Source organism: Paenisporosarcina sp. FSL H8-0542 (assembly GCF_038632915.1).
Classification (GTDB): Bacteria; Bacillota; Bacilli; order Bacillales_A; family Planococcaceae; genus Paenisporosarcina.
The window spans coordinates 2,421,742-2,434,689 of the sequence record NZ_CP152050.1; the positions used below are offsets into that span (position 1 = coordinate 2,421,742).

Consider the following 12,948-nt stretch of genomic DNA (forward strand, 5'->3'; position numbering starts at 1 on the left):
CCATTATTCCGAAAAAACTTTACAATAAAAAAACTAAGCGAAAATCGCCTAGTTTTTGATTAATTCCTTATCGTTGGACGCTTTATTTGGGAAGTCTTTCAATTGATAGATATTTAACAGACGATCTAACTTTTTACTAAGTCGGATAGTATGAACGTTTCCAAAACCATTTTCAAGCGCTGACTTAATCATTTTCTCTCTCGTAAGTTCCACTTGCTCAAGAATTGATTCCGGCACGTGATACCTCCTTTACCAAACCCATATTATCCATTATTATACACGAAAATCTTCTCGCAAACACAAGTTTATTCCGACAAAATATGACATTGTTGTTAACTTCGTGCATCAAGATCATAAGTATAGATAACAATTCCGCCCTGTTTAGCAGTTCCTCTTATATGTTTAAAGTCTGCTCTTTGAACCAGCACATCACGAAATGTCAAAAAATCTTCTTTTTCGATTGTAATGGAGGTTAGCTTACCTGCTCTTAAATTCTCTAACTGCTGTTCATATGTATTCATGGAAAGTCTCCCTTTAGTTAAAAATTTGAAATGATTTAAATATGTTTTCAGAAAATACTTTACGTCAGAAAAATTATCATGCACACTATTGAATATGACCGCATTAAGGAGCTGAGTATCTGTGGAAATAGCAACTGTTGGATCAATAATTGAATTCAAAGATGGCTTGCAAGGGATTGTTGAAAAAGTTAATGAAAACTCCGTAATTGTGAATCTTTCCATTATGGAAAATTTCGAAGAACTCGAAATTGAAGAAAAAACAGTTATCAATCATAAACGGTATAAAATAGTATACCTTAAAGAACAAGAGTCTTCACCCATTACTGATGAAGAAGAATGATCACTAAATGCTAAAGTACTGGAGGTGTGCAAGTTGAATATTATGGCTTCTCATCTAAGATGGACTCTCAGTTTAGTTCTCGTCTATTTGCTACTTTTTTTCACTTTTTCATTTGAAGTAATTTTTTGGTATATGTACACATTTACTATGCTGTTATTTATGTCCTTATCATTTGTTCTTGGCAAGATGGAAGATGAAATACAAACATGGGAGTACTTAATTTTCGGAATTGGTTATGGTACACTCACTTATGGACTTATTGCAACTGCATATCGCTTCTTTTCCATATTTACGGATCAAGCAGCAATTTCAGTGGAGCAATTCTTAAGTGACTTTGGACCGACTACTGTTTGGCATTATTTATTGTTGATGTTAATTATTGCCCCAGGAGAAGAATTGTTTTGGCGGGGCTTTATTCAGCAAAAATTAAAAACTTACATGAGCCCTTTCTTCGCTGTGTTAGTGGCCTCCTTACTTTTCGGATTATCCATGGCTTTCAGCGGATTTTGGTTAGGAGTGCTTGCAGCAGTCACATCCGGTTTACTGTGGGGGCTTTTGTATGAATGGAAAAAAAGCATGCCGCTCATCATTATCGCTCATATTACAATGACGATTCTACTGTTTCTGGTTTTGCCTCTCAACTCTTGAAACATATGACAACCACATCACGTCTACTACATAAAGGAGGAAATATCACATGAAAAAATCTTGGCTACTATTTGCATCATTGTCTTTAGCAATTTCCATGCTTTCTGCATGTAACTCCACAGATGAATCTAATGGTTCTGAAAGTGATAAAACTACTGTTGCGGACTCTGGAGAAACAACGGTAGATGAAACAGCTGATGAAGATGAAGCAAAAGAGGAAACAAAAGAACCAGCACCTGCTACTGAAACAAGAGAACCTGAAAAGTCACTGTCATATTCGATCAATGACGAAAAGAAAGAAGAAACCGCAAAGTTGACGGATAGTGATGAACAGAACTATTCGATCTATAAATTAGATGGCTATTCATTAACTGGGGAAGAACCTAATAAAGATTCAATATACTATGACGAAAATTCTGCCGTCTTCATGCGAGTAGAAACGATCTCCAAAGATGAAGCAGACTATGAAATTATTAGAGATACGATGATTGAAAGTATTGCAGCTGTGAGCATTGGCAAAGAACCTGTGAAGATTGACAAACAAGAGAAATTACCTCAAGGCGAAGGGATTTCGAATCAGATTGGATACGAAACTACTTTTGAATTAGGAACTGTTTCAGGGATGGTATTTGAACAAGGCAATCTGATTGTCCGCTTGACAATCTTCGATCAAAACAGTGTGAACTTAACGGATGCATTTTTGAAAATGGGCGAAACAATCGCTGTAAAACAATAAAAAATTCCGGCTCACTAAGTGAGCCGGAATTTTTTTAATATGATAAATCTTTAATTGATAATCCTAATTTTTTCAATAATGTAATCGCTTGCTCTTTCTCATCATTATCCAAAGCACCCATCATTTCATGCAATTGTTTCTCATGCTCTGGGAACAATTGAGCCATGAATGCCTCTCCTTCAGGAGTGATTTCAGCAAATGTCACCCGGCGATCCGAAGGACATGAAACGCGGTGTATGAAGCCTCTTTTTTCCAGCTTATCAATGACATAGGTAATCGAACCACTGGCTAGCAGTATTTTATTTCCTATTTTCTGCAGCGGTTGTCGCCCCTTGTGGAATAACAATTCCAAAACTGCAAATTCAGTAGGGTTTAGTCCATTTGCTTGAAAAAATTGATTCGTACATTCATGCAATGTTTTATATGCTCTAGAAAGCACGATAAATAATTTTAACGACTGTGTCAGTTCTTCGGATTTCATCTCTATCACCTGTATTCCATTCTCTCTAATTAAAACTAGTATATAGGGAATAGAAGAACTTTGTCAAAATGGTTTGGAATTGATGTGTTTTTGCTCTAATTCGAGCAGATATTGTTTAATCGGTGTAAGAGAACCCGCATAGCCTTTCAATGATTTGTCTTTTCCTATAACACGATGGCAGGGTATGACTATCGGTAATGGATTTTTTCGATTTGCTTGTCCTACCGCACGACAGGCTTTTGTGTTGCCAATTCTATTTGCCAACTCTTGATAACTGATTGTTTCTCCATAGGAAATACCAGGCAATTGACGCCACACACTCTGTTGAAATAAAGTTCCTCTTGCAGACAGTGGCAAATCAAATTGTATCCTCTCTCCCTGAAAATATTCGTTTAATTGCTTCTTTACATTTTCATACACTGATTCATCTTGCTGGATTGCTACCGTCCCCAAATGCATTAGTGGTTCATCAAAATAAATAGCTGTTAATTTTCCGTCATCAATTTGAAGATATAACTTCCCGATTGGACTTTCCAAAGCTTTTATCATGTACCGTATGTCCCCCTTTAGCCTCCAAATGATAAACTGGAAGGATAATATGAAAAGTAGTACCGTGAGTTAACTCACTCTCTACCTCTATACTTCCCCCATGATCTTCGATTGTTTGAATTGCATGGGCAAGTCCAAGCCCAGTCCCTTGTTCTTTCGATGTATAAAAAGGTAAAAAAATCTTCTGCATCTGCTCCTGAGTCATCCCCCCACCTTGATCTTTTACGGACACACAAACTTGATTGTTATCACGTAAGGATTGAGTTATGAACACTTTCCCTCCATTAGGCATGACTTCCATTGAATTTTTTAAAACGTTCATAAATACTTTTTTTAATTCATGTGCGTCACCAAGAATCCAATCCGAGTCATTTTCACATGGTACCATTACAAGTTCAATATTTTGTATGATACCTTGTGGGTGCATAAAATCAACTACTTGCGAAATGATGGAAGAGACAGAAATAAATTGAAATGATTGAGAAGGCGGTTTAGATAAAACTAAAAACTCATTGAGTATGGATTCCATTCTAATGAGTTCACTATTGATAATGTCTAGATATTCGTATCCTTGTTCAGTTACTTGCGATGTTAGTAATTGTGTAAATCCTTTCAAAGAGGTCAAAGGATTTCGAATTTCATGCGCAATACTTGCAGCCATCTGACCGAGAGTCGATAACGAACGTGAGTGTTCAATTTGCTTTTTCAATTGAACATTTTCGGTATCATCACGAATGACCGTAACGTACATGTCCAAGTTATTATTGAACGCAGATGTAAAATGATAAAACTTTGGTTCACCGATTGTATCTAGTTTAGATACACTCATTTCGGCAGAACCTTTTAGTGAAAGTGTTTTGAAAAATTGTTCGAAATCAGATTTTGAATGAGGTAACAAGTCAAAAATGTTGTGTGCTTTTTTGCCTTTTAATTCATGTGGAGCTACGTCAAATAAGATTGTGGCTTTCTGATTGAAGTCAATAATGGTTCCTTCAGTGTCGGTCAAAATCAGTCCGTGCGGAGCATATTTAAAGAGAAATTCATATTTCATTAAACCATCTACTATATTATGGCTTAGAATTTCGTGTGGGCGTTGTTTGAAGCGGATCAGATATTGGGATGATGATTGATAATAATTGCCCTGGAGTTCGATAAATCTATTGCCTTTTACATTATCCGTTAAGCATATTTGACATTTTGCATTATTTGAAAATGTCGCTTCCTTTAAAAAATTTCTCCAGGTTTTAGAAGAAGACTTGTCCATTTGTGTGATAATCTCTTCAACTGTGTTGTGTGAGAAAAATTCCTTCGCCATTCTATTTAACTTAATCCCCTTGCCATTCTCGAGTAGAATGACTGGTTCTTTATCGTTCCAAAATAAATAATCGAACATCTCTGTGATTTTTTCGCCAAACAAGTCATTCACCGGACCTTTCTCGTTCTTTTTATACAAATTATGCTGTGAAATGCCTTTATATTCTGGATAGCTAAAAAAACAAAGATTAAAATTAATTCAGATTATTTCATATAGATTTAGCTAATATTGACTTATATTGTTTGAATCAACTTTCCTTGTTAAAATAGAATGATGTAAAGAAGGAGAATGCTTAATGAACATCGTCTTAGCAACGCTAAATGCAAAATATATTCATACCAACTTGGCACTAAGGTGTCTTAAAGCAAGTGCACAACCTGAATTTAATCCAACCATTGCTGAATATACAATAAAGGATCCAGCTTTTAATATTGTTTCTGATATATATTTAAAGAAACCTAAAGTTGTCGGTTTCAGCTGTTACATTTGGAACATTGAGGAGACTTTAAAAGTTGTTCGTCTTTTAAAAAGAGTGAGCCCAGATACTATTATTGTACTTGGCGGACCAGAAGTATCCTATGACTCAAACTACTGGTTGAGACGCATGAAAGAAATCGACTTTATTGTCATGGGTGAGGGCGAAGTATCGTTCAAACAGTTGCTTCATTTTGTCGAAGGAACGCTTCCTTTAAAAGAAGTACCTGGTATTTGTTTTATCCAGGATGAAAAATTTATGATTCACCCGCAAGGACCTAAAATTGATTTACGTGAAATGCCAACACCGTTTCGCTTTGAAGAAGATATTCCTCACTTGTCCAAACGAATTACTTACATTGAAACCAGCCGTGGCTGTCCCTTCTCATGCCAATTCTGCTTATCTTCCATCGAAGTCGGTGTCCGTTATTTCAATAGGGAAAAAGTGAAAGAAGATATTCGTTATTTGATGGATAATAATGCGAAAATCATTAAATTTGTAGACCGGACATTTAATATTAGCCGTAGCTATGCGATGGAAATGTTTCAATTTTTGATTGACGAACATCGCCCTGGTGTTGTTTTTCAATTCGAAATTACAGCTGATATTATGCGACCTGAAGTCATTCAGTTTTTAAATGAAAATGCACCTGCTGGATTATTCCGATTTGAAATCGGCGTTCAGTCAACGAATGAATTGACGAATGAACTCGTAAAAAGAAAACAAAACTTTGCCAAATTAACACGTACTGTGACAATGGTAAAAGAAGGCGGAAAAATTGCGCAGCATTTAGACTTGATTGCCGGGTTACCTGAAGAAGATTATGCTTCATTCAAACAAACGTTTAATGATGTATTTGCAATGGGACCTGAAGAATTGCAATTAGGCTTCCTGAAACTGCTACGCGGGACAGGGTTGCGTGTCCAAGCTGAAGAATATGGTTATGTATATGTGGATCAAGCCCCATATGAGATCTTCGCCAATAATGTCCTGTCGTTTGATGATATGCTCAGAATCAAACAAGCTGAAGATGTTCTTGAAAAATATTGGAATGCACATAGACTCGATCGGACAGTTGGCTATTTAGTCTCTGAAACGTTTGAAACGCCTTTTGATTTCTTCCAAGACTTTGGCAGCTATTGGGAAGAAAAAGGTTGGTCCCGAATTGGCCACCAACTTGAAGACTTATTTAAACGATTAGAAGAATTTTTACTTCAGGACGGCCGTGCTGACATGGCAGTCGTTAGAAGTTTGATGAAGATTGATTACTTGGTACATCATCAATTCCAACCGCGCAAGCCATGGTGGGAAAAAGAAATGGAAAAAGAATCACAGTCTGCAATTTATCGAAAAATTATTGAAAATCCAAGTCTAGCCGGTCAGTCTTTTGCAAAACTCAATCTTCATGAACGTGAAGTTTACAAACAGACGCTCCTTGTTCCCTTCTCACTTGATTTACAACAGCTTGACCAAGAGCAAGTCGTATCGAAGGATGGCTATTTACTAACTTTCTTCAAATCGGGACAAGCACCACAATTTTCGTTTATAGCAAAAGAGCAGGTATCCTGAATACAGGACCTGCTCTTTTTTTCAGCCTATGATAACACGTTCTTTTGGATAATGGAATTTGGTTTTGGTTGTACGACCGCCTATAGTATATAGGAAGGAGATTAATCCGATGCGCCCTACGAACATCAAAAGCATAATCAATATTTTACCGAAAGTCGATAATTTATCCGTGATGCCTAAAGACATCCCGCATGTTCCAAAAGCTGAGGTAATTTCAAAAATGATTGCCGTCATTGACAATGTGGGTTCTGAAATTGATAAGGCGATGGTTGCAAGTAACACAATGAAAATAGATAAAATGATTACCGCATATGAACGTAACACGTCGATTAATTGAATTTCACGATTAAATATTTGTATTTCATTTTTCCCACGCGCATAGTTAATCAAAAATAGGATCGCTATTGCAAACGTCGTAGTGCGAATCCCTCCACCTACTGAACTTGGCGAGGCTCCAATAAACATCAATGCACTCAAGAATATGTCGGTACCTTGTGTAAACTCTGTGATATCAACAGTAACAAGACCACCCGAGCGTGACGACACAGAGTGAAACATTGCAGTAAATAAGGCTTCATGCCATGACATACCGCGAAAAGATTTGAACATTTCCAAAGCAAGAATGACAACAGTTCCTACGACCAGCAATAAACCAAATGTAACAGTTGTAATCTTCGTAAACAGCGAGAATCGGAAATTTTTATTTTTATTCGATAAAAAGGCTTTAATTTCGATTAAAACAGGGAAACCGATTGCTCCTAAAATGATTAAGATCATGTTTATGATTTGCACAAAATAATCATCATGATACGGGATCATGGATTCGCCCGTAATATCAAAGCCACCATTCGTTGTTGCTGAAACAGAGGCAAACAAACCATGGAGAAAAGCTTCTGACAGTGTTTCATAAAATTGAGTAAAGTAGAACGTAAGAATGAGTGCGCCCAACAACTCGATAAGCAATAAAATCTTTATGATTTCAATAATTAAATTAACGACCCCAGACAGAGAATGCTGGTTATGATCTATCATGATTAATTGTCGTTCACGTAAGCCTATTTTTTTTCCAACCAGTAACCACACAAATGTACCAAGGGACATGATTCCAATTCCACCAAGTTGGAGGATAATCATTAACATGGCGATTCCAAAAGTTGAGTACGTTTCTGAAATATTTAATACACTTAAACCTGTAACGCTGACAGCACTGACTGCTGTAAACAAACTATCAATAAAAGCCACACTGACTCCAGGTTGGTGAACTCCAGGTAGGTTTAATAACCCCACAGATAACCCAATGGCTAAAAAATAATAAGAAACGATTGCTTGAGCGGGCGTTAAATTTCGTATGCGTTTAATAATTGGATTCATAAAAAGGTCAAGTCCTTTCAAATGACACGAATAGGTCATCTTCCTATTCTAAAAAACATTTTGTGAAAAAGAAAGAACTAGTCTTTATTCTTTTAAAAAAAGTGCTTCTCGATTGAGAAGCACCTGGATTAATGATTTTTATGATTGTTATTTTTGCCTTGTTTTGATTGTTCTTTACCACTTTGGCTTTTCTCTTGTTTTCTTTTTTGATTATTATCTTTTCTTTCATGATCTTTATTTTTCCCTTTTTTATCTTGGAGATGGTTATCGTGCTGGTGATCTGAATTCGTTTTTTTTTCAGAAGGATGGTTGCCCTTTGTTTTTGACTGTCCGTTATCTTTTCCTTCTCTATTCGAATCATTTTGTGGATTCGTCTGATTTTGATGACTTTGAGTCTTTTCTTCTGATTTTGCTGGCTTATCCCACTTCTTGTTAGGCTTAGCTTGTTTAGATTCTTGTTTTTGGTGTTGAGGATTTTGTTTACTTTTATTATGAGTGTTCTTGTGATCTTTCATGTCAACAGCAGGTATTTGCGATTCTTTTTTGTTTTCTTTCTGCAGTTTATTGTTGTCGTCGTGTTTCTTATTTTCATCTTTTTTCTTTATTTCCTGTTGCTTTTCTACCTTATTGTCTTTGAATTGTGCCTTGTATTTCTGTACGGAAATACCTTCATTGTTAGCAGCTTGACGATCCTCTAAAGAGGCTTCATTAACATTTACGGAGTATTTCTGCATCATACTTTTACTGTTGGAATTTGACACTGCCGAAACAATTACTTTTTCCAGCTTTGCATGGTTTTCTTTATTTTCATAGATGGTGGTAATCTCAATCTCCTCTTGTGTCTCGATGGTTGTTTCCGTACGATCTACAATTTGAAGTAAAACCCATGTTAAAGGCTTTCCTTTCCAGAAATCAATATCTCTCTTAAGTGCCTCCCCATCGTCATTGAGTCCCTTAAAAGAATACACTGTCCCTTCCTGATCAAGACCCAGTTCAACACTTGGATTGATATCAATCTGTACATATGCAGACACTGGAGTTTGTGAAGGCAGCAATATTGAAAATAGCAATACAAGTGTCGCCACCATCGAAAGTACCGGCGCTGTCCATGAAGAATTAAATGTTGCTTTATAGCTTCTCTTGTTTAATAAAGGTTTATAAAATGCTTCGTCACCTATTTCAACAGAAGCAGAAAGTGGTATGCCTTTTTCAAATACTCCATCTTCCGTGAAGAAAATGCTATATGAAGATGTTGTCTCAAACACGATCCCTCTTCGCGTGTTCATCATGACATCCGTCCTTTTAAATAATCTTTTATGTAGTGCAGGTCACTTTTTAGAAGAATAGCAATTGCTATTATAAATTTTCGTTGTCTTTCCAAGGTTTTACGTGAAACCTCAACTAATTCTTCCAATTCTTTTATTGGTAATTTCTTTTTTGTTTGAAGAACTTCGTAAAACTCGTCCGTTTCCACAATGAGTTGTGCTATTTGGATAGCGGTCTTTCTTGAGTCTTCATGCGATGGAGAAACTTTAACAAGTTCCTGAAAGCTTAGTCCAAATGGTTTTAGCAAAGATTCGTATACAGCAATTTGATGTTTTCTTTCATCTGCCTGCTGCGTCGCTGTAAATTGTTCAAATGAATGAGAAGATTCTAGGATTGAAAAAGAACTTGATTCAATCTCAGAATCAGAAGTCATTTGACCTAGACTAATTTCTTTTCTTCTTGCTTCTTTTCGAATAAAGTCAATCAGTTTACGCCGAATCAGCAAATGAGCAAATGTTAAGAATGATGCATTTTTATCATGTTCAAAATGAACGATCGCTTCATGGAATGCGTACATTGCAATACTGTACTCGTCATCTTGTTCCCCAATATAACGTTTACATATAAACGAAGCAGTTTTTTTCATAAAAGGAGTGTAGGAAGAAAGAAGTTCATTAAGAACTTCTTCATTCCCTTCTTTTGCTTGAATTACTAGCAATTCAAGATCGTTTTTTGATTGTTTCTTAGGAAAAAGTCCTTGAATCGTTGCTAGTATCACAAGCTCACCCCATTTCCGCACAATAGTTAAGTCCTATCGATTGTAACGGGTTCTTGATAAAATGAAAAGATGAATTGCATTTCATTTTCTTAACAATTAACCCAAGTGTTATTTGTTTTTGTTATCTTCATTATGTTTTTCGCCTTCATGACGATGCTCTTTTTTTGCATGATGCGATGCTTTACGCTCTTCTTTTTTAGCGTGATGTGTATTTTTGCGTTCTTGCTTTTCTACTGCTTTTTCAGCTTTTTTCACTTCTTTAGCAGCTTTATCTGCAGCTTTTTTCTCAGCTTTTACTACTTCTGAATCTTTTTCAGTTTCAGTTTTTTCTTTATCATTCTCCACAGTGTCTTCATCAGTTTGGGCAGGTTCAGTTGCCTCGTCAGATGGTGTTGTTTCTGTAGTTGGAATTTCTTCTTTATCTTCTTCTTTGTTCTTCTCTTCCCATTTGGCAATAGCTTTATCAATATTTCTCTGAAGAGCCGCTTTTGCAGTTGGGTTATTTATTTTTTCAATGTTCAGGGAAAGTGCAAAAATATTATTTGCAAGGTAACCCAAAGGAATATTTGTGGAAATCGTTTGCAAATCTTCAACTGAAGTCGTTTGTTCTTTCAAATTGTTCAATGCCTCTTGTAAATTTACTGTTTCAAAATTGGATGAATCTACTTTTTCGGTGTCATTGGCAAAGGCCGGAAAAGAAGTTGAAGCTACTAATCCTGTTGCTAGCAATGCTGCACTGATTTTTTGGAATTTTTTCAATGTGTGCCACCCCTTGTAAAATGCGTACGCTTTCACGTCATCAAACTATTCGATGCCATATCTAATTTTTTAGGGGGTACAAAAAAAGCTGCGTAAAATCTTTTCGATTTTACGCAGCTTACTGTTAAATCCTGAAATTATTGCTTACGATTTTTGTATCGTCCGGCCATTACTACTCCAACCGTCACCAATGCAATCATAATCCAGCCTACGTACGGGTTAGCATCAAAGAAATCGTGTAAGAACGGTTCATGTGTAATCATTCTTGCTGCCGTGAATGCCAAAACAGCAGATCCGATATAAATGATAATTGGGTATTTATCAATCAGTTTCACGAAGAGCGTACTTCCCCAGACCATAATTGGAATACTGATAATCAAACCAATTACAACTAATAAAAAGCTATGGTTTGAAGCATTTGCTGCACCAGCAACTGCTAATACATTGTCTAACCCCATAATTGTATCTGCAACGATTATTGTACCGATAGCTGACATTAAGGTCTTAGACGCTTTATGATCACCAGCATCCCCATCTTCAACTAACAATTTATAAGCTATCCAGATTAAAATAAGTCCCCCCACAAGTTGCAAGCCAGGAATTTTCAAAATCCATACAATGGCAAGTGTCGCAAGAACTCGAATCACTACAGCTCCAGCTGTTCCCCACATGATGGCTTTTCTTCGGTGATGAATGGGTAAGTTTTTCGCAGACATCCCAATAACGATGGCATTGTCTCCTGCTAAAACTAAGTCAATCATAATGATTGATAGTAGAGCTACTAAAAATTCAACTGTAAAAATATCCATAACGATCTCCTTTAATAAATATTTTTGAAAACAAAAAGACCCCTGCCTTATAAAAAGGCAAAGGTCTTGCTAAGCACATTATGTAAATGGCTATCATAACCGATGGTGTATACCATGTAATGACGACTATGAAATAGGTTTCCCTATAGCTACTCCCCTTTGACAACAGTCAAAAGTATATTAAGTTTTCATGTACAATAATTATAACATATTGAACGGAGTTGTAAACTAACACTACTTTATCTGAATATGATAAGACTGTTCTTTTTTATGAAGCTGATAAAAAGCAATCATACTTGGCAGGGATTCGATAAAATCCGCACATCGAATTCCACTGTCCTTCAAGATAACTTTCGCAACTGTCGTATCGAACTGAGCGTTCCAAGTCAAATAGTCCAATGTTTCTTTTTCAACACCCAAGCTTTTTCTCAGTACTTTCAATTGCATACCCATTTTTGCAAGCGCCAGAGGTATTCGTCCTTTTGGCCATTTTCCGGTTACATGCCAAACCATCTGTCGGTATACTTCTTCCACTGGGTGAGGTTTTGGATCCGTTAAATGAATGGTCTTACCTATAGCACCTACATCCTCACTGCAATATACCACTGCTTTAATAACAAAATCGATTGGTACAACATTTATCAATGATTGAGACTTGCCGATGTAAGGGATCACTGGAAGCTTCCTTAGGTTATCAATCATATTGATGAAGAAATAGGGACCGTCGAATTTTATTGTTTCCCCTGAAATGGAATGTCCCCGTACGATGCCTGGACGGATAATCGTTGTCGGGACTAAAGACTTCATTTTTTCAACCAGAACTTCCGCTTCAAATTTCGTTTCTTCATAATAATTTTTAAACGCCTTCGGACGAATCAATTCATCTTCACGTAGTAGACCTTCTCTGGTCCCTGCTACATATGCCGTACTGAAATATATATACCTCGTTAAGTTCGGTAACGTTTTCACAAAATCATTTACGTGATACGTACCGTGGACATTTACTTTCCACGCGGTATCTCTAGCAACAGCCAAGTCATAGATTGCAGCTAAATGCCACACCGTGTTGACTTCTCTAAAAAGTGTTTCAAGTTCCTCGGTAGCAATATCCAAACCTGGATATGTGATATCCCCTTCTACTAATTTAATCAATACATTAGGAGAATCTTTCATAATTTCCTGGGAAATTTCTTTAGCGAGTTTCATTTGAGAGGATAAGACCAATGTGTATATCGTCTCTACTTTGTTTTGGGCTATCAACTCTTGCATAATCTGCCGTGCAATGAATCCGGGAAATCCAGTAATTAATGGAATTTGCATACATTCTCCTC

General features: G+C 36.5%; 15 protein-coding genes. 4 read left to right on the forward strand and 11 right to left on the reverse strand.

The window, feature by feature from the left end; genetic code table 11:
- Positions 1-48 precede the first annotated feature (48 nt).
- Positions 49-237, reverse strand: coding sequence for an aspartyl-phosphate phosphatase Spo0E family protein (locus MHH33_RS12465; protein WP_016427873.1), 189 nt, complete (start codon positions 235-237; stop codon positions 49-51).
- Positions 238-332: 95 nt separating this feature from the next.
- Positions 333-521 carry a hypothetical protein gene (locus MHH33_RS12470; protein WP_342541885.1) on the reverse strand — a complete coding sequence of 63 codons (189 nt, stop codon included), beginning with the start codon at positions 519-521 and terminating at the stop codon, positions 333-335.
- A 121-nt stretch (positions 522-642) separates the two neighbouring features.
- On the opposite strand from MHH33_RS12470, the gene MHH33_RS12475 reads away from it, so the two are divergent.
- The 3 genes from MHH33_RS12475 to MHH33_RS12485 are packed head-to-tail and all read left to right on the forward strand — an operon-like array spanning position 643 to position 2,245.
- The gene (locus MHH33_RS12475) at positions 643-861 is read left to right on the forward strand and encodes a DUF2187 family protein (protein WP_016427875.1); all 219 of its coding nucleotides are present in this window, start codon (positions 643-645) and stop codon (positions 859-861) included.
- 42 nt (positions 862-903) lie between these two features.
- Positions 904-1,509: a CPBP family intramembrane glutamic endopeptidase gene (locus MHH33_RS12480; RefSeq protein WP_036659768.1), complete on the forward strand. Its 606-nt coding sequence runs from the start codon at positions 904-906 to the stop codon at positions 1,507-1,509.
- A gap of 49 nt (positions 1,510-1,558) precedes the next feature.
- Entirely contained in the window at positions 1,559-2,245 is a 687-nt protein-coding gene (locus MHH33_RS12485; protein WP_342541886.1) for a hypothetical protein, read from the forward strand.
- Between the two features lie 34 nt (positions 2,246-2,279).
- Here the strand turns inward: MHH33_RS12485 and MHH33_RS12490 are convergent, their stop codons facing one another.
- From MHH33_RS12490 to MHH33_RS12500, 3 genes are all read right to left on the reverse strand, one after another.
- Positions 2,280-2,726 carry a MarR family transcriptional regulator gene (locus MHH33_RS12490; protein WP_016427878.1) on the reverse strand — a complete coding sequence of 149 codons (447 nt, stop codon included), beginning with the start codon at positions 2,724-2,726 and terminating at the stop codon, positions 2,280-2,282.
- 63 nt (positions 2,727-2,789) lie between these two features.
- Positions 2,790-3,275, reverse strand: coding sequence for a methylated-DNA--[protein]-cysteine S-methyltransferase (locus MHH33_RS12495; protein WP_342541887.1), 486 nt, complete (start codon positions 3,273-3,275; stop codon positions 2,790-2,792).
- Positions 3,226-4,701, reverse strand: coding sequence for an ATP-binding protein (locus MHH33_RS12500; RefSeq protein WP_342541888.1), 1,476 nt, complete (start codon positions 4,699-4,701; stop codon positions 3,226-3,228). The genes MHH33_RS12495 and MHH33_RS12500 overlap by 50 nt, the downstream gene beginning before the upstream one ends.
- Positions 4,702-4,885: 184 nt before the next feature.
- Here MHH33_RS12500 and MHH33_RS12505 point away from each other — a divergent pair, with 184 nt between their 5' ends.
- Positions 4,886-6,634, forward strand: coding sequence for a DUF4080 domain-containing protein (locus MHH33_RS12505; protein ID WP_342541889.1), 1,749 nt, complete (start codon positions 4,886-4,888; stop codon positions 6,632-6,634).
- A 21-nt stretch (positions 6,635-6,655) separates the two neighbouring features.
- Here MHH33_RS12505 and MHH33_RS12510 read toward each other — a convergent pair whose 3' ends face one another.
- From MHH33_RS12510 to MHH33_RS12535, 6 genes are all read right to left on the reverse strand, one after another.
- Positions 6,656-8,005: a TrkH family potassium uptake protein gene (locus tag MHH33_RS12510; RefSeq protein ID WP_016427882.1), complete on the reverse strand. Its 1,350-nt coding sequence runs from the start codon at positions 8,003-8,005 to the stop codon at positions 6,656-6,658.
- A gap of 128 nt (positions 8,006-8,133) precedes the next feature.
- On the reverse strand, positions 8,134-9,093 hold the full coding sequence (locus MHH33_RS12515) for a hypothetical protein (protein WP_342541890.1): 960 nt from the start codon (positions 9,091-9,093) through the stop codon (positions 8,134-8,136).
- A gap of 197 nt (positions 9,094-9,290) precedes the next feature.
- Entirely contained in the window at positions 9,291-10,049 is a 759-nt protein-coding gene (gene sigI, locus MHH33_RS12520; protein WP_342541891.1) for an RNA polymerase sigma-I factor, read from the reverse strand.
- Positions 10,050-10,157: 108 nt separating this feature from the next.
- Positions 10,158-10,808, reverse strand: a complete 651-nt coding sequence (locus MHH33_RS12525) for a hypothetical protein (RefSeq protein ID WP_342541892.1) — start codon at positions 10,806-10,808, stop codon at positions 10,158-10,160.
- A 137-nt stretch (positions 10,809-10,945) separates the two neighbouring features.
- Positions 10,946-11,617 carry a TerC family protein gene (locus tag MHH33_RS12530; RefSeq protein ID WP_016427886.1) on the reverse strand — a complete coding sequence of 224 codons (672 nt, stop codon included), beginning with the start codon at positions 11,615-11,617 and terminating at the stop codon, positions 10,946-10,948.
- A gap of 234 nt (positions 11,618-11,851) precedes the next feature.
- Positions 11,852-12,937 carry an SDR family oxidoreductase gene (locus MHH33_RS12535; protein WP_342541893.1) on the reverse strand — a complete coding sequence of 362 codons (1,086 nt, stop codon included), beginning with the start codon at positions 12,935-12,937 and terminating at the stop codon, positions 11,852-11,854.
- Between the last annotated feature and the right edge of the window lie 11 nt (positions 12,938-12,948).